Below are 23,588 nucleotides of genomic sequence, written 5' to 3' on the forward strand. Positions count from 1 at the left end.
TTCGTACTATATTAAAACCGACTTAACTCATAGGATATATAGAGTATTGGTATAAACATCAATTTAATGACACCTGTATACACAGAGGGGGAAGCGATATGAACAGGTCTATCTCATGGATGAAATATATGGCATTGGCAACAGTATTGGTGATGGTATTATCCGGTTGCGGAGCGGCGGGAGGCAGCACGAACAGTACGGCACAGGCATCAGGTGGGGGGCAGGCCGGGCAAGCTGAAGGAGGCAACCTGACTTTTGCACTCGCCACTTCACCGGATACGCTTGACCCTCATCGCAGTGGGCTTGCCGTAACGGTACGCGCCATCCGGACGATCTACGACAATCTGGTCGTGCAGCTGCCTGATGGTTCCATCAAACCTTGGCTTGCCACGGAATGGAGCGTATCCGAGGACGGCAAGAGTTATACATTCAAGCTGCGTGAAGGTGTGAAGTTCCATGATGGTACACCGTTTAATGCGGAAGCCGTGAAATACAATCTGGACCGGGTGATCGACCCGGCCACCAAAGCTGCCAATTCTCTGGCCCTGATTAGACCGTATAGCTCCTCCGAAGTCATTGATGAATATACGATCAAGGTAAATCTGGAATCACCAGCGCAAGCCTTTCTCGGTAACTTGAGCCAGGCACTTCTGGGGATCGTATCCCCAACAGCTGCCCAAAAATATGGTGACCAGCTAGGTAAAAATCCGGTGGGCACAGGTCCGTATACCTTTGTAAAATGGGATGAAAATGCGGATATCGTCGTTGCCAAAAACAAGGATTACAACTGGGGACCTGAGACGGTTGAAAATAAAGCCGCGCCCCATGTGGATACGATCACATTCAAGATTGTACCGGAAGAAGCAACGCGTATCGGAAGTGTACAGAGTAGTCAGGTACTCGCTGCCGAGACGGTTCCACCGCAAAATATCGCTGCATTAAAAAACGATCCGAACCAGCAATTGTTACAGGCCAATACGGTTGGACTGCCGTACACACTCTTTTTCAATCTGCGCAAAGCGCCTTGGGATGATGTGAAAGTAAGGCAGGCAATACAATCCGCTGTAGATGTGGAATCGATTGTCAAAACATTGTATCTGGGTAACTACGAACGTGCGTGGTCCGCACTGTCTCCTGGAATCCTGGGTTATGATGCATCGCTGGAAGGAAGCATCAACCCGGACATCAACAAAGCCAATCAACTGCTCGATGAACAAGGCTGGGTGAAAGGCGCTGATGGAATTCGTGCCAAAGACGGCCAGAAACTGACCCTGCGGTATGTCGATGGTTCGCCCAATCGGGAGAAACGCAATGACATTGCCGCCATTATCCAGCAACAGTTGAAACAGGTTGGCATTGCGGTTGAAGTGGAAATTACAAAAGACGTAGCAACGGTCATCTATCAGAACTGGGATTATGATCTCTATGGCAACAGTCAGGTCAATTCTGATCCAAATGCCTTGTACGCTTTCTACCATACGAGTGCAGAGGGCGAGCGTCCCACATTGTCCGGTTTGTCTGATCCAAAGATCGATGAACTGTTAGAGCAGGGAGCGGTCGAGACGGATCCTGATAAACGTGTTCAGATCTACAATCAAATCCAGCAATACCTGATTGAGCAAGCGGTAATTCTGCCGATCTATGTATTCCCGTATACCGTCGCTGCATCCAAAAAGGTCGAAGGCATCAAGTTTGATTCATTGGGTTATCCACTCTTTAACGACGTCCGCATTCAGCCCTAACAGAGGTTGTTCAAAAAGTCCACTTTTGATTACGAGTCATGCCTAATGGCATGATCAGCATCGAATATGAAATTCAGCCGAAATAAGCGGGGGGCTTACGAAGGATGTTTCCTTCGGAAACATTTCAGTTGCTCACGTAGTTTCCTACGCTCCGCTACTCCATTTCTAGCTTCATTCCATCTTCTCGGTACTGAAAACTGGTCTTTTTGAACACGCACTATAGGAACGGCCAATCCAGATTGAGGAAGGAGATATCCCGGTATGGTTCAAACGATACTGTCACGACTTGCAACATCGCTTCTGGTTATTTTCGGAGCTTCGGTGCTGGTGTACTGCATCATGTATCTTCTGCCGGGTGATCCGGTTCTGCTCATGCTGGACCCATCCTCGGCTACCCCGGAGATGATCGAAAATCTGCGGGTTCAGCTTGGACTGGATCAACCGTTTTACATCCAGTTTGCGAACTATTTCGGTGATATGCTGCGTGGGGATTTCGGTAAATCAATGATCAATTCCGATCCAGTTCTGCCAAAAATACTGGAACATTTTCCAGCCACACTGGCTTTGACCGCACTCAGCTCAATCATTGCCATCACGATTGGGATTACACTTGGTGTATTGTCTGCAATTCATCGCAATGGCGTGATTGATTTTGTCGCCCGGCTCGTTGGACTGTTTGGCATCTCCATGCCAACCTTCTGGACGGGGATTCTGCTCATCCTTTTATTTTCAGTACAGCTTGGCTGGTTCCCGGCGATGGGTTCCGACGGATTCAGCTCACTGGTTCTTCCGGCAGCTACGCTGGGTCTCGTGGGTGCAGGGTTTATCGTACGGATGGTGCGGAACAGCATGCTGGAAGTCATCAATGAACCGTTTATCGTGGCATTACGGGCCAAAGGACTTTCGGAGCGTGCAATCATGTATAGCCATGCACTGCGTAATGCGCTTATTCCTGCTGTAACGGTAATCGGCATGCTGATCGGTGATCTGCTTGCGGGAACCGTTGTGGTGGAGACCGTCTTCTCCAGACAGGGGATCGGCCGAATTATTGCGGATGCGCTAATGGCCAAGGATCTGCCAGTGGTGCAAGGCGTTGTTTTCTTTACATCCATTATCTATGTGGTCTTGAACCTGCTGGTGGATATCTCGTATTCGTACATTGATCCCCGGGTTCGGCGTGCAGTCCGAACATGATATCGGATAGAACAGTCAGAAGTGTCCTGACACGGAGTATGAAAGGAGGAGTTGTTGCTCATGAGCATGAAACCTTTGGCTGGTGACAAAAAAGCATGGGCCGGCAGTGTAGGACGTATCCATCTGTGGAATCGCCGCCCTTGGCGTTATCGCGTCTCATTCGCGGTATCCCGATTATTCTTTTATGCAGCATTGCTGGTGGTGGTGTTTACCGTGGCATGTGCGATTGTACCGGGCTGGATTGCGCCCTATGATCCAACTCAGATGATGACGGATGCCATACTGCAGGCTCCTTCTGCTACGCATCTGTTCGGGACGGACTACTTTGGCAGGGATATCTTCAGTGTGGTTGTGCATGGAAGCAGGGATTCGCTGCTCATTGGATTTGCTTCCGTTCTAGTGGGCGGTATTGTCGGTAGTGCGCTTGGTATTATCTCCGGTTATGCCGGAGGAATTGTTGATACTGTCACGATGCGGGCTGTCGATATTCTGATGGCTGTACCCGGCGTGCTCCTTGCATTGTCTGTTGCAGCTGCTCTTGGGCCAGGACTGATGAACATTGCACTGGCTGTTGCGGTTTCCTCCATTCCGGGCTACGCACGGGTGATGCGTGGGCAGGTCATATCAGTTAAAGGTCTGCCTTTCATTACAGCGACACGTTCACTGGGCGGTTCCAATACCCGTATTTTTTGGAAACATGTACTGCCACATTCGTTGTCACCCTTGCTGGTCATGGCTACGCTGGGCGTAGGGACATCAATCCTGACGGGCTCCGGACTCAGTTTTCTGGGACTTGGGATGTTGAAGGAAATACCGGATTGGGGCGCATTGCTCTCACAAGGTAGAGGTTATCTGACGGTTGCCTGGTGGATCTGTACGTTCCCGGGTCTGGCGATCACGTTGTTTGTACTGGCGGTTAATCTGATTGGAGACGATATTCGCGATCGGCTGGACCCCAAAGTAAAAGGAGCGGCTTGACCGCTATTCCAAAATATAAGAATTTATAAGTTTCACCCTATCCATTTTTATATTTCACTGCGAAACGGTAGCTGTGCCACCAAAGGACGGCGACAGCCGTTTACGCTTGAGGAGGAGATATTCATGTCACATGTTGTCATTATTGCCGGATCACCTTCCAAACGTTCGCGTTTGACAGGTCTGACGGATTACAGCAACCAAAAATTAACGGAGGCAGGCATCACTGTTGAAGTCATTCATGTTGTGGACCTGCCCGCTGAGGATCTGGTGCAAGCCCGGTTTGACAGCTCATTCATTCGTGATGCACTCGCTGTCGTGGAAGCGGCGGATGCAGTTATTGTGGCTACACCGGTATACAAGGCATCGTACTCGGGAGTGCTCAAGCTGTTCCTGGATCTGATTCCGCAAGAAGGGTTGCGGGGCAAGTTGACACTTCCGCTCGTTATCGGTGGCTCTATAGCTCATCTGCTCGCCATTGATTATGCATTGAAACCTGTTCTGGCAGCCCTTGGTGGAAGACATATCTTGGGTGGCGTGTATGCTGTGGATCAGGGAATTGAGCGATTGGATGATGGAAAATTTGTACTCTCGGCAGATGTGACTACACGTTTGGATCGCTCGCTGGATGAATTGATATTGACACTGGAAAAGGATGGGATTACGATATCATAAAACCAAGTAAGTGTATTGGATAAATCAATATAAGATCAAACGTCTGAGGACGTGGATACGGAGGCGCTCATGAATATCGAGAATATTGAAGCATTTGTATATATCAATCATTATGGAAGCTTCAATAAGGCTGCCGAAGTACTCTTCTTGTCCCAACCTTCGGTCACAGCTCGCATTCAGTCACTGGAAAGGGAGCTGGGCTGCAAGTTGTTTGATCGGCTTGGCAAACAAATTGTGCTGACAGAGGAAGGTCGAAAATTCCTTCCATATGCGCAGCAAGTGCTGCAAGTGATTCAGAAGGGCAAGCAGAAGATTCAGCAACGGCGATCAACACCGGATGCTCTTCGACTCGGTAGTACAGTATCGGTATCCAACTATGTCATTCCTGATTTTTTACCCAAGATCAAGGAAGCTTACCCCGAAATTAATATCAAATTGACGACCGCAACGACGGATCAGCTGATTGCCAAACTTCTTGGTCAGGAGATCGATCTTGCTTTTGTCCGCAAGGTCATGCATCCTGCGATCCGTACGGTTGCTTTTTATGAAGATCCGATCCAGCTCTATGTGTACAAAGGGCATCCATTCATTGAGAGCGGGCATGTCAGCATGGAAGCCATCCGGAATGAGCAACTGGTCTTTTTTGAATGTGGTTCACTGGACTGGCTTCGCATTCACCGGGCTTTCGACTCGCTGGAACATCCGCCGAATATTACATATCATGTCGATAATTCGGAGACGGCGAAGAAACTGGTTATGCAAGGGGCAGGCATTGCCTTTCTCCCAGGACTTACGGTGAAGAAGGAAGTGCAAAATCAGGAGCTGTTCCCCATTCAGGTACATGAGGTAGCAGGTGTATCGTTGCAGATCAGCGTCGTTACTTTAAAAGAAGAATATTCGCCATTGGCAGAGCCCTTTGGGGAACTGCTGCGGCAACTATAAAGCGTCTAACGTTGAATCTGACTTTTACACCAAAACGGAGAGTGCAGAACCAATCTGAAGAAGCGAAGCGTGATCGGAAGATGGTACTGCAATCGGAGTGATAAAGTGTAACATCTCCAGTTCAACTTAATAATGATTCAAGAACAGTGGTTCAGCACAATCAAGGAGGAGAAGGATATGAGTATTCGTGTTGGCATTTTGGATCAGACTCCCATCTATGAAGGGGAAACGGCGGTGGATGCTTTTCGGCATACGATTGAGCTGGCACAGCGGGCAGAGCAGCTTGGATTCCATCGGTTCTGGGTGTCGGAGCACCATGATTCAGGGCATGTTGCAGGTTCCTCCCCGGAAGTACTCATCTCCCACTTGCTTGCGCATACAAAGCGGATTCGGCTGGGGTCTGGCGGAGTAATGCTTCAGCATTACAGTCCATACAAAGTCGCCGAGAATTTCAATATCCTCGCCGCGCTCGGACCAGGAAGAGTTGACCTGGGAATCGGTCGTGCACCAGGCGGGTTACCACGTTCGACACAGGCGTTGCAGGAAGGTATTCAGGAAGCCGCATCTCTTCAAGAGAAAATTGTTCAGGTGAAACGATACATCCACAATGAGCCGCTTGAAGATCAGTCGCATCCACTTGCAGGTCTCAGCGCTTCGCCAGTGTCGGACATTCCAGCGGAGCTGTACGTACTTGGAGCAAGTGTCGATAGTGCGGGCATGGCTGCGGAACTGGGACTCCCATATGTCTTTTCACTGTTCATTAACAGTAATATAGAGGTAGCGCTTCAAGCGATCCGTGTATATCGTGAACAATTTGATCGTTCCCAAGGACGGGAGCCCTACGCTGCACTAGCCATATCGTTAATTGTGGCCGAGAGTGAGGAGGAAGCGGAAGGACTTGCGAGCGAGCATATGCTGGTGAAGATCCATCTGGAGAGTGGGAAAGTACTCACTGTCGGTTCTGTGGAACAGGCGGAAGAATTCGGCCGTCAATCAAACGAAACCTATCGGATCGAGATTTTGGAGCCAAGTGTGACCCGGGGTACGAAGGAAAGCGTAGGTCAGGCACTGCTGAAGTTCCAGCAGGAGTTTGCTGTGGAAGAGTTCATTGTGACTACAGCTACACGGGACTTTACCAAGCGAATTCGTTCATTCGAATTGTTGCGTGAGATTCTGGCAGAGCAGGGACTCAGTGAATTTGCACTGGAATCCAAGGAACAGGAAGCTGCAATCGGATAGAGTTAGGCAGTTAATATAGCAGTGAATATATACGAATGGGAGGCCATGTGATGAAAAGTGATCTGGAACAGCCCAAGCAGCATTCTGACCAACAAGTACAGGGCCCCGAGCATGAACTTCACGGTGAACGGGCGGAAGAATTCGTGGAAAGATTAATCACCATTCGGCGACATCTGCATCGTAACCCGGAATTGTCCGGCGAGGAAAAGGAGACGACGGCAGCCATTCGCAGTTGGCTGGAAGAGGAAGGCGTCCGTATTGCAGACGAATATGCGCTGCGGACAGGGCTTGTTGCTGAAGTGGGTCAAGGGGACGGTCCTGTTGTCGCCCTAAGAGCAGATATTGATGCGTTGCCCATTCAGGAAGAGACAAAGCTGGAATTTGCCTCCCAGGTAGATGGAAAGATGCACGCATGCGGACATGACGCACACACGGCAATTCTGATCGGTGCTGCACGATTACTGAAACAGCGCGAGTCCATTCTACCGGGAAAAGTACGGTTGATATTCCAGCCATCGGAGGAAAAAGCAACGGGTGCTCGGCAAGTGATCCAGAGCGGCGCATTATCCGATGTTCGGGCCGTATTTGGGTTGCATAACAAGCCTGATCTCCAGGTAGGTACGGTGGGCATTCGGGAAGGCGCATTGATGGCAGCAGCAGACGGTTTTGTTGTCAAAGTGGAAGGTGTAGGCACCCATGCAGCCGTGCCGGAAGCAGGCATTGATCCAATTGTGGTTGCCGCACATATTGTTACGGCATTACAGGCCATTGTGAGTCGCAATGTGGGAGCACAGGAGAGTGCTGTAATCAGTGTCACCAAGCTCCACAGTGGCACAGCCTGGAACGTTATTCCGGATGAAGCGATCCTCGATGGCACAGTGCGTACCTTTGATGAGAAAGTGCGTGCACGGATTCGCGAGCGTTTCAATCAGGTAGTCGCCGGTGTGGCGGCAGCCTATGGCACACGGGCTACGGTTCGCTGGATTCAGGGACCTCCTGCCGTGGTCAACGATGAAGCTCTGGCATCTGCGGCGGAGCAAGTTGCAAGTCAGATTGGGCTGAATAGCATCAGACCGCTGCCTTCTCCGGCAGGAGAGGACTTCTCTTTTTATCAAAAAGAAGTTCCCGGCCTGTTCCTCTTCCTGGGCACCTCTGGCCCGCATGAGTGGCATCACCCTGGCTTTGATGTGGATGAACGGGCTCTGTCGCTGGGAGCACATCTTCTGGCTACACTGGCTGAGAAAGCACTGCACAATGTGCAAGCACATCAAGCGTGATGAGTACAGTGAATCACTGGATCATATCCAGATCGAAACGGTTCCGTTCGACGGCAACCGTTTTTCGTATTCCCTTTTTTAAGTAAGAGCGGGGTAGGAACGACGATTGTTGAATCTTAATATATGGTGTAGTTATGGCTAGGGTTGGCGCAAAAGCGTCAGCTCTGTTTGGGTTTTCTTACAGGAAGGGCAGCTAAAGGTATTATGAAATTTTATTTTTTTAAATGGAAATATTTGTTGACGCTCCCCAAAAGGATGTGCTATATTTTTCTCGACCTTTTAATCGTAATAATTACTATTAGATAAAAAGAAGAACAGGAGTAGTCGCTGCGATGAAACAGGAGATCGATTTTATCAAGTTCAGTCCCACCCAAAACATGACGATTCTGGTTAAAACGGATCATGCAGCCGAGAAATACAATCATATTGCAACTCGTCTAATGTCGTATGATAACGTTTACGCTGAACAAGTGGGATTCATTGAACCAACGAGGAGACCGGAAGCTGCTGCCCGTCTGGAAATGGCCGGAGGAGAGTTCTGTGGCAATGCCTGTATGGCACTTGCAGCACACCACGCATCTGAAGCAGGACTGGCACATCAGGAGTCTATGGACATCATGCTGGAGGTTTCCGGAACCGATCAATTGATCATGTGCCATGTGAAGAAGCAGCAGAACGAATATGACTGTCAGGTAACCATGCCGATACCAAAGCAGATCGAACAACGAACAATCCGATACGAAGGCATCGATCACGATATGGTGATCATCCGGTACCCTGAGTTCATCCATATCGTGATCGAAGTTGATGACTTTGACGATACGATGAAGAAGAGGGCACAGACCCTTGCAAGATTACTGGGATTAACCCTGGGAGATAAGCTGATCGGTATCTTGTTATATCAATCACACTTGGAAGAAATGGCCCCACTCATCTATGTTCCGGAGCTGGATAGTCTGATCTGGGAGAGAGGGTGTGGCTCGGGTACGGCCTCCGTGGGAGCGTATCTCGCATGGAGCCAGCAGAGGCAGATTACGCAGTACATCAAGCAGCCTGGTGGTGCGATCAAAGTGGTAGCCCAGTGGGATGGCACAGAATTTGAGAGTATTACGATTGAGGGATCTGTTGGCATCGTGGCTCAGGGCAAAGCCTTCATAGATGCTCCAGCAGAATGGAGCGTTGTAAACGCATGAGGTACATGATACATGATCGAGACAACGTATAGGGGGAAAAGAAATGATCACATTGGTCCATTTTCAGACATGTTTGAGTGAATTTTCAGAGAAATTCGATAAGCTCGCGAGCAAGTATGATCATACGATTCAGCATAGTGCAGAGCTGGAAGCTGTGATCAATGACTACTCCCGCTTTGTGACCGATCAGGACAATAAGGCAGCATGGGAACAGTTGGAGCATTCCGAGCTGGAAGAGCTTGATTCGCTTGTGTGGGCGTTAAGAAATAAATCCGCCCAGTGTGTGGCGATCATGGAGAAATATCGTGCATTAAAGTTAGAGAACGGGGATGTGCAGATTGCCGATTATTTCAAAAACATAGAAGAGTGTATCGATAAAGAATTCGGCAGCTTCCATGTCACCTCCGATTCCAACGTATTGTTGGTAGGCTCCGGTTCCTTCCCTATGACACCATTACTCATCGCCAAGCGAACAGGTGCACAGGTCGTCGGGATCGATATTGATGAAGAATCCATTAGACTCGGACAGAAGGTGGTGGAGACGCTGGGCGCGGGTTTGAAGATTCGTTTGGAGTCAACATTGCTGGAGAATCTGGAGTATACCAAGGAAGCAACCCATATCATTTTCAGCTCTACGGTGGCCCCTAAATATGAGCTGCTTGATCAACTGCATGCCCTGACGAATGCACAGGTGGTTGTAGCCATGAGATACGGTGATCAGTTGAAGTCCTTGTTCAATTATCCGATGAGAGAGACGGACAGCAACAAATGGAAGCTGGTGGATACGATCCTGCGCCCGGATGATGTGTTTGATATTGCGTTGTATCAAAAAGCATAGGTATGCAAGTGCATCCAAGTGCGTCCAAATGGATTACAGATTGAACATTGAATTAAGGAGGCTTATATGAGCAATCTTCAGCGAATTCTGATACTCGGAACCGGACCTGCATCCATTCAGCTTGCGGTAACGCTCAAAGATCATCTCAACTGCTGTATAGGCATTACGGGGAGACAATCGGTTCGTTCAGCGTCTGTATTCTCAGCCCTCGAACAGAGCAATGGGCGTATTCAGGTCAGCATTCAAAATGAGAAACATCAATCGCTCGCAGGTGAGTGTTACGTTGATCATGTGTTCAAGGGATATGACACCATTGATGGTAAATGGGATACACTCATTTTGGCGGTTACCACCGATGCGTATATCGATGTACTGGAACAAATGAATGATGAATTCATCAAACAACTGAAATGTATCATTTTGATTTCTCCAACGTTTGGGTCGAATCGACTCGTGACCCATTATATGAGAGAGCGGAATGCGGCGCTGGAATTGATCAGTTTCTCTACCTACCTCGGAGATACTCGTTGGATGCACGAGCATCCGTCGAATCATGTGATTACTACAGGGGTCAAGAAAAAGGTTTATATCGGTTCCACTCTTTACCCTTCTGAACAGGTCAGTAAGCTATGCCAAGTGTATGAGCGTTTGGGTGTTGCGCTGGAAGTGATGCGATCCCCACTGGAGGCGGAAACGAGAAATATTTCGTTGTACGTGCATCCACCTTTGTTCATGAACGACTTCTCATTAGAAGCCATCTTTGGAGCATCGAATATTCAGAAATACATATACAAGATGTATCCTGAAGGTCCGATTACACAAGTTTTAATACGGGAAATGCGGGCACAGTGGCAGGAGATTATGAATATTACGGACCGACTCCATATCCAGGGAGTGAACCTGCTTCAATTCATGACGGATGACAACTATCCGGTTCGATTAGAGAGTATATCACGCCAGGATATCGAGAATTTCAATCAGCTGCAGGTCATTCATCAAGAGTATTTATTATACATACGGTACACCTCATTATTGATTGACCCATTCTCGGAACCCAATTCGGAAGGGAAATATTTCGACTTTTCAGCAGTCCCATTCCGCAAAACGTTCATGAACCGCGAAGGGGAACTGGACATCCCCCGTATGCCCAAGGAAGATTACTACCGCATCAAAATCATTCAGGGCATAGCCGGACATCTCGATGTGAGCTGTCCAACCATTGATCAATTTATCGCCAGATATGAAGCTAAGCTTCAGGAAGTGGCTGACGCACACCCGGATCAGCGCTTGTCCAGCGCCTTTTCAATCCAATCCTTTGAAGAGGATATCCGCATGATCTGCACCGGACTTTGAGTAATAGGGTTAATTACATCTCAAATTAATCAAGTTGAACCTGATGTTTACATCATAACGGAGAGTGCGGAACCAATCTGAAGAAGCGAAGCGGTCGCCTAAAAGCTTTCTGAAAGAAAGCTACTTCGGAAGCATATGCTATCCCCGGATTTTCTCTTTGGAAAAGAGAATCAAAAAAATCTGGGGATAACAGCGATCGGAAGATGGTACTGCAATCGGAGTGGTCCGATGTAACCTACAAGGTCTGCTTGTAACTTAATCATCAGGAGGAAATGTTGTGAAAAAGCGTCTTACTTTTACATCTATACTATTGCTGGCGTCAGCCATTGCGCTGCTCGCCGGATGCGGGCAGAGTCCAAAAGAGGAAGAGAGCGCCCAAACGGAGTCTGTAAATAGCCAAGTACAAACGGAACTTATCTATGCTTCTGCCAAAGATATTAATGATATGAACCCCCATCTGTATACAGGCTCCATGCCTGCGCAAGGGATGATATATGAGTCTCTGGTGGAAAACACGCCTGACGGAATCAAGCCATTGCTGGCTGAATCATGGGATATTTCCGAGGATGGCAAGACCTATACTTTTCATCTGCGACAAGATGTGAAATTCCATGATGGAGAGCCGTTCAACGCAGAGGCGGTTAAACAAAATATCGATGCAGTACAGGCGAATGCCGAAAAACATGCCTGGATCAAGCTGTCTACCAAAATCACGAGTGTAAAAGTTATCGATGAGCATACGGTGGAGCTGACACTGTCAGAAGCCTACTATCCAGCACTGGTGGAACTGTCCATGACAAGACCTTACGTCTTCATTTCACCCAAGGATTTCAAGGATGGCGGAACCAAAGACGGAGTAAGTGGTTTCCACGGCACAGGACCATACAAGCTCACTGCTCATAAAGTCGAAGAGAATGCCACGTTTGAAGCCAATGAAGACTATTGGGGTGGTGCACCTGCAATCAAGAAAATCACTTCCAAGGTTCTTCCCGCAGGTGAATCAACATTCCTGGCATTGCAAAAAGGAGAGATCAACTTTGTGTTCACCGATGACCGGGGAGCAGATAGTATCGATGTCGAAGCCATGGACCAATTGGCTGAATCTGGTGGTTATCAAGTGGTCCGAAGTGAAGCGATGAATACCAATATGATCGTAGCCAATAGCAGTCGCGAGAATAGTCCGGTTCAGGAAACGGCAGTGCGAGAAGCGCTATGGGTTGCCATTGATCGCGAAACGATCAGTAAGGATATTTTCAACGGAACGCAGACTGTAGCGGACACGCTATTTTCAGCCAATGTCAATTACGCCAAGGTAGACCTGAAGAAACGGGAGTATGATCCGGAAATGGCTAAAAATCTTTTGGACCAAGCTGGCTGGACATTGGCGGATGGTAAAGAGGTGAGAACGAAGAACGGTCAGCCTTTAGCCATGAAACTATACTATGACAGCAACTCGTCTTCACAGAAAATACAGGCTGAATTGATCCAGTATTCGATGAAAGAATTGGGTGTTCAGCTTGAGATTGTGGGCGAAGAATCCACTTCCATTGCGAATCGGAGAGCCACCGGGGAATATGACTTGCTCTTTAATCAAACCTGGGGACTGGCCTATGATCCACAGAGTACCATTGCTGCATTTACATCCGATTCGGCATACAAGCATACGACAAGCGGAATTGCCAAAGCAGATGAATTGTACAAAAAAATCGATGCGGTCATGGTTTCCACGGATGAGGCTTCACGCCAATCCCTGTATGCCGACATTATGAAGATCGTCCATGATGAAGCGGTCTTCATCCCGATTACCAACGGGCGTGTCACCATAGTCGCTCCTGAGAATCTCGATGGAATCTCATTCAAGCAGACCCAATATGAACTGCCATTTGAAAAAATGAATTTTAAATATATAAATTGAACTAAACATTTACACAAAACGGAGAGGACAGAAAGAACCTGAAGAAGCGGAGCGTTCGCCTACAAGCTTTCTGCAAGAAAGCTACATCGGAAGCATACGCTATCCCCGGATTTTCCCTATATAAAAGGAATCAAAAAAATCTGGGGATAACAGCGATCGGAAGGTTGTTCTGTCATCGGAGTGTAGTGTAAATATTGTTTAGTTCAATTTAAATAGAGCGGAGATGGATATGGGAAGTTATATCGTCAAAAGGATTCTGTTAACCATCCCTTTACTGATTATCATTTCATTTATAACGTTTGTTCTGATTAATCTATCTCCCTTGGACCCGGCGGTTGTTGTGTTACAGGCACAGGAAGTTCCGCAGATCACGGATGAACTGATCGCCCAAACGAATAAAGCGCTGGGATTTGATCAGCCGTTCATGATCCAGTATGCGAACTGGATCATGGCTGTTGTACAGTTGGACTTTGGCAACTCTTATGTATCTGGTGAACCTGTGTGGTCATTAATGGGGCCGGCTTTTATGAACACATTGAAGTTAACGCTTGTCTCATCGGTATTTATTATTGCGCTGTCCATTCTGCTGGGTGTGATCTGTGCCATGAGAGAAGGCAAGTTGCTGGATCGATCGGTCAGAGGCGTATCATTTTTCCTTACAGCCATGCCGTCCTACTGGCTTGCAGCCATGATGATCTGGTATTTTTCCGTCAAGCTGGACCTGTTACCTACCAGTGGCATGGACTCGTATCGAAGCTATATTCTACCGGTGATTGTGATCACGGTGAGTTATACAGGCATTTATTTCCGAACGGTTCGAAGTTCCATGCTGAGCAATATGAATGAGGACTATGTGTTATATGCACGGGCAAGCGGTCTGAGTGAGAAGAAAGTAACCCTGCATATTCTGAGAAATTCATTACAGGTGGCCGTGTCCATCTTTTGCATGGCGATCCCAATTGTGTTGGGCAGTACGGTAGTCATTGAAAATGTATTTGCCTGGCCGGGGCTCGGGAGGCTCAGCGTGAAATCCATTTTAAGCAGGGATTTTCCGATTATTCAGGCGTATGTTCTGATGTTGGCTGTCACCTTTGTCTTGTTTAACACGTTATCCGACATCATTAATGCGGCGATGAATCCCCGGTTGAGAAAGGAATACTGATGCGAATATTGAAAAATCTGCGCAAAGACAAGCTTGCGATGACCTCTTTGGTAGTGATTATGTTCACGCTTATGGCGGGCATATTGGCTCCGCTTATTGCGCCGCATGATCCTGGACAAGTGAACATGAAGCTTCGATATGCCTCCTCGTCCTGGGAGTATCTATTAGGCAATGATCATCTGGGCAGATGTGTATTATCCCGGCTTATCTATGGCATCCGTCCAAGTGTGTTATGGGTTCTGGTTGCGCTCAGTCTATCTGTTCTGATCGGGGCTATTGTTGGATTCATCGCAGGTTACTTTAAGGGGAAAGTGGATGCATGGATCATGAGAGTCTGTGATATCATGCTGTCTTTTCCCGGATACGTGATGACACTGGCGGTGGTTGGCATTTTGGGTGCAGGACTGGAGAATATACTGATTGCCTTTGTGTGGATGAAATGGGCCTGGTTTGCCCGTGTTATTCGCACATCTGTGATGCAATTCTCTGATATGGATTATGTAAAATTCGCCAAAGCCTCCGGCACACCCAATTTGAGAATTATAACCAAACATATTGTTCCGGTTACCTTTGCCGATATTGCCGTCATTGCGAGTGGTTCCATGTGTTCAATGATGTTGCAGATCTCCGGCCTTTCCTTTCTGGGGCTTGGCATTCAGGCTCCGCATGCGGAGTGGGGGATGATGCTCAATGAGGCGAGGGAAGTCATGTTCTCCAGACCAGAATTAATGTTGGCACCGGGCCTGGCCATTGTGGTGGTCGTGTCTGCTTTTAATTTTCTATCGGATGCCCTTCAAGTGGCTCTGGACCCCAAATTGATGACCTCTCAAGGTAAGTCTGACAAGTCTTACGAAAGTGAGGTGAGAAAGGCCACTTATGAATATAGTCGAGGTTGAACATTTGAAAGTATGGGATACCAATACAGGTAAAGTGATCATTCATAACAGTTCATTCGAAGTTAAACAGGGAAGCTGTATGGCCATCGTGGGGGAAAGTGGTAGCGGGAAGTCCGTTACGTGCAGGGCTATCATGCGACTGAACAAGCCATGGATTCGCCAATCGGGCAGGATGTTATTTCAGGGCGAAGACCTGAACCAGCTTTCGGAACCGGAGATGCGGCGTAAGCGGGGCAAGCATCTATGTATGATTTTGCAGAATGGCATGAGTGCATTTGATCCTTCCTGTGTCATTGGTGTTCATATTCGGGAGACGCTTCAGCAGCATTTTGGCTGGAATACCCGCGAGAGTGAACGGAAAATCATCAATGCCATGGAAAGCGTCATGCTCAGACATCCGCGCGAGATTCTGAATCAATATCCACATCAGCTGTCCGGTGGAATGCTGCAACGAATCATGATTGCACTGGCATTAGTGCTTGAGCCTGATCTGATTATTGCGGATGAGCCGACAACGGCGCTGGATACGATCTCTCAATATGAAGTGGTGGAGCAATTGATTCATTTACGCGAACGCATGGGCTGTTCCATGATGTTCATCTCCCATGACCTCGGCGTCGTTCAGAAGATTGCAGATGACGTGATGGTCATGAAAGACGGAAACATCGTAGAGCGTGGCAACATGCATTCTGTTTTGACGGAACCGGAGCATGCCTACACGCAGTATCTGGTCTCTACCCGATTGGAGTTGAGCAATCATTTTAAGGCGTTGATGCAGGGGGACTTATAGATGCTAAAGGTGGAAAGTATCGAAAAATCATATAACCAAGGCGGACTGTTCTCCAAGCACAGACAACAGGTATTGAAACAGGTTACCTTTGAATGCCAACAGGGTGAATGTCTGGGTATCATCGGTGAAAGCGGAAGCGGTAAATCGACGTTGGGCCGTCTGATTCTGGGCATTGAACGCCCAGATCTTGGAACGATCTTGCTGGATGGTCAGGACGTACAGAATCGGCGTGTACGGATGGGAAACCTCAGCGCTGTTTTTCAAAACTATACATCCTCCATCAATCCATTTCTTACCGTGGAAACTGCCATTATGGAACCGATGCAAGCGCAGCAAAAGCTGCGAAAGCATCAGGGAAACTCAGAGAAGGTAGATCTGTTGCTGAACCAAGTTGGACTGGGCCCTTCCTATAGATCCAAATATCCGCATGAACTATCCGGCGGGGAGGCTCAGAGAGTGTGCATTGCCAGGGCCATCTCGACAGCCCCAAAACTTATTGTGTTCGATGAAGCGATCAGTTCACTGGACGTGTCTGTTCAGATCCAGGTGTTGCAATTACTGAAAGAGTTGAAAGAAATCTATAAGCTGAGCTATGTCTTTATCACACATGATATACAGGCGGCAGCCTATATCTGTGACAGGGTAATCATTTTCAGAGAGGGACAGGTTGTAGAGATCGTTCCGACCAAGCAACTCAAGGACGTACAGTCCGACTATGCGAAGCGATTATTGAAGCATTTAATTACATTTTAGGGGGAACACCCATTGTGAGTGGAGCGATGTCTTGGCCTTTTCTGCGCTTGTACATACTGGTTCTTCTATATTTCAGTGCCAATGCCATTCTTAACGTGATCATCCCATTACAAGGGGAGTCTTTGGGTGCGAGCGGTACAACGATTGGACTGATCATGGGCGCTTATATGTTCACAACGATGTTTTTCAGACCCTGGGCAGGTCGGATTATTCAAAAGCACGGTCCGATTAAGATATTGCGTCTAATTCTGATTATCAATGGATTTGCGCTGATTTTATATACCTTTACGGGACTCGGAGGTTATTTGGTTGCTCGTATTTTGCAGGGGGTATCGACAGCGTTCTTTTCTATGGCTTTGCAGATTGGCATTATTGATGCACTTCCGGAGAAAGATCGGTCACAGGGAATTTCGTATTATTCGTTGTTTAGTTATATACCGGGGATTGTGGGGCCTGTTATCGCGCTAGGAATCTGGCAGACGGGTGGTATGGATTATTTTACAGTGGTTCTGATCGGTATTGCCGTCTGTACGGGCGTCTTCGGATATACCGCCAAAATGGAACCAAACAAGGAGCAACCTGCTGAGAATCTTTCGGAGCAGAACGTGAGCATGTGGGAATCCTTTGGTCAGTTGGTGAAGAATCCACATTTATTTCGTTGCAGTGTGTTAATGCTCGCCGCTTCGGTTGTATTTGGCGCGATTACCACCTTTATTCCGCTGTATGCAAGTCAAGTACCAGACGGGAATGCGGGTGTATATCTGATGCTTCAGGCAGGAACAGTGGTGTTGGCTCGAATTATGCTCCGAAAAAGGATTCCGTCCGATGGTAGTTGGCATTCTCCTTTCATCGTGGGTACGATGTGTCTGCTCGCCGTAGCTGCGCAATGTGTCAGTTTTGCCGTGACAGGCGGGGTGGTCTTTTTCTATGCGGGCGCTGTATTCATGGGAATCGGTCAGGCGATCCTGTATCCGACACTCACGACCTATTTATCTTTTGTCTTGCCTAAGCTGAATCGGAACGTTCTGATCGGGTTATTTATTGCAATGGCGGATCTGGGTATTTCTCTGGGTGGGGTGATTATGGGACCCGTCGCTGACTTCTCTTCCTATTCATTTATGTACATGATCTGTGCTATTCTAGGAGCGGTAATGATCGTTTTTGCCTATGAACGGCGTAGACCCGGGACAGGTACATCTGTGAGTTGATTGCCAGAAGAGAAAGTGGTGACGAACGTTTGAAGTCTTCGATGAATGCAACATCCAATGGGAAATTAAATCCGGTATCCTTTTCGTTTATCCGGTTTTATATGCTGGCCTTTTTATTTTTTGCGGCAAATTCAGCTTTGACGATTATTCTGCCCCTGAGAAGTGAGGCTGCGGGATTAAATCAGGCTGAGATTGGTCTGATGATGGGAGCATATATGTTCACTTGTATGCTCTTGAGACCTTTTGCAGCACAGCTGCTGGGTAAGCATGGGCCGCTTCGTGTGATGCAATGGTTATTGATTTTGCATGCCGGAACGCTGCTGCTGTTTGTTGTTTTTGGTGTGGAGACGTATCTGTGGTTGCGGGCCCTGCAAGGGGTGGCTACGGCTTTTTTCTCCATGACGATGCAGGCAGGCATTGTGGAAAAGCTGGAGGACAAGGACCGGGCACAAGGGCTGTCCATGTACACCCTGTTTACGATGGTTCCTTCACTGGTCATTCCGATCCTTGCCATACAAATCTGGGAAAATGCCAGTGATCTGGCGTTTACGCTGCTGATGATCGGACTGGCGGCTTTGCCACTTCTGATTGGATATAATGTGGATCTGCCGCGGAGTACCGTGCAGAACAAATCGTACACCTTGGGCGATATGTTTCGTTCATTCGGCGGCATCTGGCGCAGTACGCCACTGCTGATTAGCAGTGTGGTGATGTTGTTTGCGTCCTGCGTCTTTGGGGCGACAGCGACCTTTCTTCCCCTGTATATGGTATCCACTGGACTGGCGAGTGCAGGGGTATTTCTGACGATACAGGGATTGGTTGTGATCCTGTGCAGGTTTATTTTGCGTAAAAAAATTCCGTCCGACGGTAGCTGGAATACTTGGCTGATGGCAGGGTTAATGCTGTGTGCAGCACTGGGAACCCAGTTACTCAGCTTAATGGAGATCATCGGGCCATTGGTGTATCTCTCCGCGGTGTTCAGCGGTTTTGCCCTGGCACTGTTGTACCCGACATTAACCACATATCTGTCCTTTGTGCTGCCTGCGGATTCCAGATATGTACTCATGGGGATTTTCATGTCCTCGTATGACCTTGGATTCTCTCTGGGTGTACTGGCAATGGGGCTTATTGTGCAAGCGAGTTCGTATTCGACCATGTTTATGATCTGCACGTTGCTCTCTATTGCAGCGATGGTACTGGTGTTGGTGTTCAGGCAACGGATGGAAGCGGGCAATAAGGCCAGATCTGGAGTGACTATATAAATTGAACTAAAGAACATTTACAGAGGAGGTTTATGACTCACTTCTTGCCAAAACGTATCCTCAGGATGCGAAAGTGCAAGGGCTGGTCGTCAGCCTTTTTTTGTTTTTTTTGCAGGTTGAAATCAAAAATAGTTTGACAACGACCGTGCAACAGGATTATAGTCATTGTTGTTAATCGTAATAATTACTATTAAAGTCTAAATTACACAGACTGCAAATATAAGGAGTAGATTTCTATGACACAAAAGCAAGTTCCGGTAACCGTACTAAGTGGTTACCTCGGTTCAGGGAAAACGACGGTTTTGAATCATGTGCTCAACAACAGACAAGGGCTTAAGGTTGCTGTGATCGTTAACGACATGAGTGAGGTTAATATTGATGCAGCGCTGGTTAAGGGGGAGGCAACCTTGTCTCGAACGGAAGAGAAGTTGGTGGAGCTGTCCAACGGCTGTATCTGCTGCACCTTGCGGGATGATCTGATGCAGGAGATTGAGAAGCTTGTGAACGAAGGGAAGTATGACTATATTTTGATCGAATCCACCGGCATCAGTGAACCTGTTCCAGTTGCACAGACCTTTACATACGCCGATGCCGAGTCGGGTATTGACCTGACTAGTCTGGCCCGATTGGATTGTTTGGTAACGGTAGTAGATGCCAATCGATTCTGGCATGATTTTGGATCAGGACAGAGTCTTCTGGATCGTAATCAGGCGACCGGAGATGAGGACACCCGTGACGTTGTAGACTTGTTGATTGATCAGATCGAAACCTGTGATGTGCTGCTACTGAACAAATGTGATCTGGTCGATGACACCGAGCTGAACAAGCTCGAAGGCATCATCCGGAAGCTACAGCCTAACGCCAAGATCATTCGGACTGAGAATGGAAAGGTGAATCCGTCCGAGATTCTGAATACAGGCCGCTTTAATTTTGAGAAGGTGAGCATGTCCGCTGGATGGATTCAGGAGCTGGAGAAGGAGTCGCATACACCGGAAACTGAGGAATATGGCATTGGTTCCTTTGTATATCGCCGCAGAAAGCCGTTCCATCCTTCCCGTCTGGCTGAATTCATGAGTTACTGGCCGGAAGAAGTGGTACGTGCCAAAGGTTTAGTATGGCTTGCGGCTGAAGGGGATGTTGCTGCAAGCCTCAGTCAGGCAGGGCCATCCATCCAGTTCGGTCCTGCGGGACATTGGGTCGCTGCGTTGCCGGAAGCGGACAAAGAAGAGATTTTACGTAACGAGCCGGATGTTCTGGAGAAATGGGATGCCCAGTGGGGAGATCGTCAGACGGAGCTTGTCATGATTGGGATCGAAATGGAGCGTGCGAGCATTGAAGACGAGCTGGACCAGTGCCTGCTCAGTGATGAAGAAATGCTGGGAGACTGGGGCCATTTCGACAATCCACTGCCATGGCCTGTGGAAGCGGTATAACTCGGAAGTTGATGTTCTAAACATAAATTTAATGGATAAAGGAGCTGTAATTCATGGCTAAAAAATCTAAAGTGGTACGTGAGAAGCAACGTCAGGCGATCGTGGCAAAATATGCGGACCTGCGCCGGGAATTGAAGGAAAAAGGGGATTACGAGGCATTGCAGAAATTGCCGCGTAATGCATCTCCGACCAGACTAAAGAACCGTTGTGAAGTGACAGGTCGCCCGCGGGGTTATCTACGCAAGTTCAAGGTATCTCGAATTAAGTTCAGAGAACTGGCTCATCAAGGACAGATTCCTGGTGTAACAAAATCCAGCTGGTAAAATGATCAAGGGATGTAGCTGACCACCATTGCATGAAGGCAGGTTGTTGTGTGCTTGGAGCTGCATGTGGTGCGTAGAACAGAGGTGGTATTTTGCTGAAAGGATGTGCATCTCATGTTGGACTTGTTTACGTTACGAAGAATTCAGTCCGTAATGAACGGATATATTCACGAGAAGGTACCTGCGCCACTGCGTACGATGGTGAAGTTGACATATGAGATGAATGACAATGAATTGATCCTGACCGAAGAAAGACCCGCCGAGGAACGTTATCAATGGGATAAGATGCATATTGCCCGATTTTACTGGGAAGAAAATCAGTGGAAAGTGTATGCCAGAGATGAACAGAGCAGCTGGAATCCGGTAGATGTTATTACACCTTGTTCCGATTTTGAGAATGTGCTCGAGCAGGTGGAACGGGATGAGGCGGGGTTGTTCTGGCGTACGTGAGCGAGTTCGAAGCTAGCGAAACAGTGGCTAGCATCGGGCTTTTTTTGTGTCAAAGAATCATTGAAGCAAAGAGGGGGGCGATCTTTTGGTCTGCCTTCCTTAATGGGAAAAAGAATAAATAAAATCTGTTTTACAATAAAAATTTATTGTAAAACGATAAATATTATGATAAATTCATATCACTTAAAACAAGTGAGGTGCTTTTTGTGAAGCGAGGTACAACCATCTTTTTAAAATTGGCTGTGTTGCTTATTGGTGTTCCCATTCTTGCCTTATGTATATTCGGCATACCCTGGTTAGCAAACAATCCGGTGAATCCGAATTATGCAGGTGCACTATACCCCATAGTGATTATTATGTATGTGTCCGTTATTCCGTTTATCGTTGCACTGTACCAGGCATTCCGTCTGCTGAGCTACATCGACAAAAATGAAGCGTTCTCTCTAATGTCAGTGAAATCCTTAAAAACAATAAAATATTGTGCTATTGTAATCAGTAGTCTCTATTTTGTGATGTTGCCATTTGTTTATGTTGTAGCAGAGAAAGATGATGCCCCAGGCCTCATTCTTATGGGAATGGTTCCTGTTTTTGCTTCATTGGTCATTGCAGTGTTTTCAGCGGTGCTCCAAAGATTGTTACAGGAAGCGATTGATATCAAATCAGAAAATGACCTAGTGGTCTGAGGTGAATATATGGCCATTATAATCAATATTGATGTGATGTTGGCAAAGCGGAAAATGACGGTTACCGAGCTTGCAGAGAGAGTTGAGATCACAATCGCCAATATTTCCATATTAAAAACAGGAAAAGCAAAAGCGATCCGTTTATCCACTCTGGATGCGATCTGTAAAGCACTGGATTGTCAGCCTGGAGATATATTGGAATATAAGGCTGATGAGGACGAAGATACAAATGAACATCTATGAAAAATGAACGAAAAAGACTCTGCATGTTATATGCAGAGTCTTTTTTTGCATCAGCTTGTTCAAGGAATACGTCCCGTACCTTATAACGAAAGATTGTGCATCATACGGAATTGCATAGGTGTTACGTTTTCCTGGGTTTTAAAACAGCGGATGAAGTAGCTTGACTGTGAAAATCCCGTTTCCAGCGTAATTTGTTTAATGGAAAGGTTGGTTGTTGCGAGCAGTTGTTTCGCATGTAATAACCTGGATTCCAAGAGGAATTCCGGGAAGGAGATGCCAAACGTCTGACTGAACTTGCGGCTAAAGTATGTTGTACTGTATCCGGCAATTCCGGCAGCGTGATCAAGTGTGATGTGCTCATTACTATGAGAGCGAATATAATTCCCTGCTTCACGAATTCGCTCTGAAGTGTGATTTAAAGAAACATTGATTTGACTCGCTGCGGATTGCAATCGGGTCAGAAGTTCATATAATGTTGCTGCCACACTGTGCTCGTCCTCCACCTGATAGCCTCTGCCTAGCTCCAGCAATCGATCCATGAGCGCGGTAACCACCGGAAAGTTGGAACATTGAAACAGCCAGGGCTCGTCAACGCCTTTTCCATTTAACAGTTCTTCGAGACGAATGCCGTAAAAGTGAATCCAACGAATACTCCACGGATCATCCAAATCTGAATAGTAGGTTTGTCTGAGACCGGGACCGTAGAGGAATCCCTGCCCTCGTGTTAGCTCATAACGAGTGGTTCCCGTGTCCAGGAATCCTTTACCTTCAAGTACAAGGTGCAAATTATAGCAATGATCCAAGTTGATATCTTTCGTTCGATATTCCCGATTCACATAATGTTTCGGAAAGTCACTGTACCCTCCAATAAAATCGGGAAAGCATACATGTCTGGGGAAAACCGGCTTGGGGAGAAAGATGTGTTCTTTCACGTGCATCCTCCATTTAAACGCAATATTTTTATGTAGTGAACTGAAATAGATTCAGCCTACTGTTATTTGAATCTTGGACAATGACAATATTTTATTATAAGTCGCATAAT

General features: G+C 47.4%; 23 protein-coding genes. 22 read left to right on the forward strand and 1 reads right to left on the reverse strand.

The window, feature by feature from the left end:
- The first annotated feature begins 98 nt into the window (after nt 1-98).
- From MHI01_RS24585 to MHI01_RS24690, 22 genes are all read left to right on the forward strand, one after another.
- Complete coding sequence (locus tag MHI01_RS24585) at nt 99-1,742, forward strand: ABC transporter substrate-binding protein (protein ID WP_340984317.1); 1,644 nt, start codon at nt 99-101, stop codon at nt 1,740-1,742.
- 261 nt (nt 1,743-2,003) lie between these two features.
- The gene (locus MHI01_RS24590; protein WP_076253262.1) at nt 2,004-2,936 is read left to right on the forward strand and encodes an ABC transporter permease; all 933 of its coding nucleotides are present in this window, start codon (nt 2,004-2,006) and stop codon (nt 2,934-2,936) included.
- Between the two features lie 60 nt (nt 2,937-2,996).
- The gene (locus MHI01_RS24595) at nt 2,997-3,914 is read left to right on the forward strand and encodes an ABC transporter permease (protein WP_340984318.1); all 918 of its coding nucleotides are present in this window, start codon (nt 2,997-2,999) and stop codon (nt 3,912-3,914) included.
- A gap of 123 nt (nt 3,915-4,037) precedes the next feature.
- Nucleotides 4,038-4,586 carry an NADPH-dependent FMN reductase gene (gene ssuE, locus MHI01_RS24600; RefSeq protein ID WP_340984319.1) on the forward strand — a complete coding sequence of 183 codons (549 nt, stop codon included), beginning with the start codon at nt 4,038-4,040 and terminating at the stop codon, nt 4,584-4,586.
- A 69-nt stretch (nt 4,587-4,655) separates the two neighbouring features.
- On the forward strand, nt 4,656-5,528 hold the full coding sequence (locus MHI01_RS24605; protein WP_017692495.1) for a LysR family transcriptional regulator: 873 nt from the start codon (nt 4,656-4,658) through the stop codon (nt 5,526-5,528).
- Nucleotides 5,529-5,705: 177 nt separating this feature from the next.
- The gene (locus MHI01_RS24610; RefSeq protein ID WP_036673426.1) at nt 5,706-6,767 is read left to right on the forward strand and encodes an LLM class flavin-dependent oxidoreductase; all 1,062 of its coding nucleotides are present in this window, start codon (nt 5,706-5,708) and stop codon (nt 6,765-6,767) included.
- 50 nt (nt 6,768-6,817) lie between these two features.
- Complete coding sequence (locus tag MHI01_RS24615) at nt 6,818-8,044, forward strand: amidohydrolase (protein WP_255319773.1); 1,227 nt, start codon at nt 6,818-6,820, stop codon at nt 8,042-8,044.
- Between the two features lie 332 nt (nt 8,045-8,376).
- Nucleotides 8,377-9,237: a diaminopimelate epimerase gene (locus MHI01_RS24620; protein ID WP_127547073.1), complete on the forward strand. Its 861-nt coding sequence runs from the start codon at nt 8,377-8,379 to the stop codon at nt 9,235-9,237.
- A gap of 43 nt (nt 9,238-9,280) precedes the next feature.
- Nucleotides 9,281-10,075: an SAM-dependent methyltransferase gene (locus tag MHI01_RS24625; RefSeq protein WP_339284168.1), complete on the forward strand. Its 795-nt coding sequence runs from the start codon at nt 9,281-9,283 to the stop codon at nt 10,073-10,075.
- Between the two features lie 66 nt (nt 10,076-10,141).
- Nucleotides 10,142-11,428: an opine metallophore biosynthesis dehydrogenase gene (locus MHI01_RS24630; RefSeq protein WP_340984320.1), complete on the forward strand. Its 1,287-nt coding sequence runs from the start codon at nt 10,142-10,144 to the stop codon at nt 11,426-11,428.
- 277 nt (nt 11,429-11,705) lie between these two features.
- Nucleotides 11,706-13,343 (forward strand): staphylopine-dependent metal ABC transporter substrate-binding lipoprotein, encoded by a 1,638-nt coding sequence (cntA, locus tag MHI01_RS24635; protein ID WP_340984321.1) that lies wholly within the window; start codon nt 11,706-11,708, stop codon nt 13,341-13,343.
- A 229-nt stretch (nt 13,344-13,572) separates the two neighbouring features.
- Nucleotides 13,573-14,505 carry a nickel/cobalt ABC transporter permease gene (gene opp1B, locus MHI01_RS24640; protein WP_076253269.1) on the forward strand — a complete coding sequence of 311 codons (933 nt, stop codon included), beginning with the start codon at nt 13,573-13,575 and terminating at the stop codon, nt 14,503-14,505.
- On the forward strand, nt 14,505-15,401 hold the full coding sequence (cntC, locus tag MHI01_RS24645; protein WP_076253270.1) for a staphylopine uptake ABC transporter permease subunit CntC: 897 nt from the start codon (nt 14,505-14,507) through the stop codon (nt 15,399-15,401). The genes opp1B and cntC overlap by 1 nt, the downstream gene beginning before the upstream one ends.
- The gene (cntD, locus tag MHI01_RS24650; protein WP_076253271.1) at nt 15,382-16,191 is read left to right on the forward strand and encodes a staphylopine uptake ABC transporter ATP-binding protein CntD; all 810 of its coding nucleotides are present in this window, start codon (nt 15,382-15,384) and stop codon (nt 16,189-16,191) included. Before cntC ends, cntD begins: the two co-directional genes overlap by 20 nt.
- On the forward strand, nt 16,192-16,944 hold the full coding sequence (locus tag MHI01_RS24655) for an ABC transporter ATP-binding protein (RefSeq protein WP_076253272.1): 753 nt from the start codon (nt 16,192-16,194) through the stop codon (nt 16,942-16,944).
- Between the two features lie 14 nt (nt 16,945-16,958).
- Nucleotides 16,959-18,152, forward strand: coding sequence for a staphylopine family metallophore export MFS transporter CntE (cntE, locus tag MHI01_RS24660; RefSeq protein ID WP_076253273.1), 1,194 nt, complete (start codon nt 16,959-16,961; stop codon nt 18,150-18,152).
- A 41-nt stretch (nt 18,153-18,193) separates the two neighbouring features.
- The gene (gene cntE, locus MHI01_RS24665) at nt 18,194-19,414 is read left to right on the forward strand and encodes a staphylopine family metallophore export MFS transporter CntE (RefSeq protein ID WP_340984322.1); all 1,221 of its coding nucleotides are present in this window, start codon (nt 18,194-18,196) and stop codon (nt 19,412-19,414) included.
- A gap of 236 nt (nt 19,415-19,650) precedes the next feature.
- The gene (locus tag MHI01_RS24670) at nt 19,651-20,847 is read left to right on the forward strand and encodes a GTP-binding protein (RefSeq protein WP_076253274.1); all 1,197 of its coding nucleotides are present in this window, start codon (nt 19,651-19,653) and stop codon (nt 20,845-20,847) included.
- A 53-nt stretch (nt 20,848-20,900) separates the two neighbouring features.
- Nucleotides 20,901-21,170: a 30S ribosomal protein S14 gene (gene rpsN / locus MHI01_RS24675; RefSeq protein ID WP_036605831.1), complete on the forward strand. Its 270-nt coding sequence runs from the start codon at nt 20,901-20,903 to the stop codon at nt 21,168-21,170.
- Between the two features lie 114 nt (nt 21,171-21,284).
- Nucleotides 21,285-21,620, forward strand: coding sequence for a DUF3024 domain-containing protein (locus MHI01_RS24680; RefSeq protein ID WP_076253275.1), 336 nt, complete (start codon nt 21,285-21,287; stop codon nt 21,618-21,620).
- 206 nt (nt 21,621-21,826) lie between these two features.
- Nucleotides 21,827-22,303 carry a DUF2975 domain-containing protein gene (locus MHI01_RS24685; RefSeq protein ID WP_036605833.1) on the forward strand — a complete coding sequence of 159 codons (477 nt, stop codon included), beginning with the start codon at nt 21,827-21,829 and terminating at the stop codon, nt 22,301-22,303.
- Between the two features lie 9 nt (nt 22,304-22,312).
- The gene (locus tag MHI01_RS24690; protein ID WP_076211193.1) at nt 22,313-22,546 is read left to right on the forward strand and encodes a helix-turn-helix domain-containing protein; all 234 of its coding nucleotides are present in this window, start codon (nt 22,313-22,315) and stop codon (nt 22,544-22,546) included.
- An 80-nt stretch (nt 22,547-22,626) separates the two neighbouring features.
- Here MHI01_RS24690 and MHI01_RS24695 read toward each other — a convergent pair whose 3' ends face one another.
- Entirely contained in the window at nt 22,627-23,478 is an 852-nt protein-coding gene (locus tag MHI01_RS24695) for a helix-turn-helix transcriptional regulator (RefSeq protein WP_340984323.1), read from the reverse strand.
- Nucleotides 23,479-23,588: the final 110 nt, after the last annotated feature.

Origin of the sequence: Paenibacillus sp. FSL M7-0656, assembly GCF_038003225.1 — a bacterium.
Taxonomy (GTDB): Bacteria; Bacillota; Bacilli; order Paenibacillales; family Paenibacillaceae; genus Paenibacillus; species Paenibacillus amylolyticus.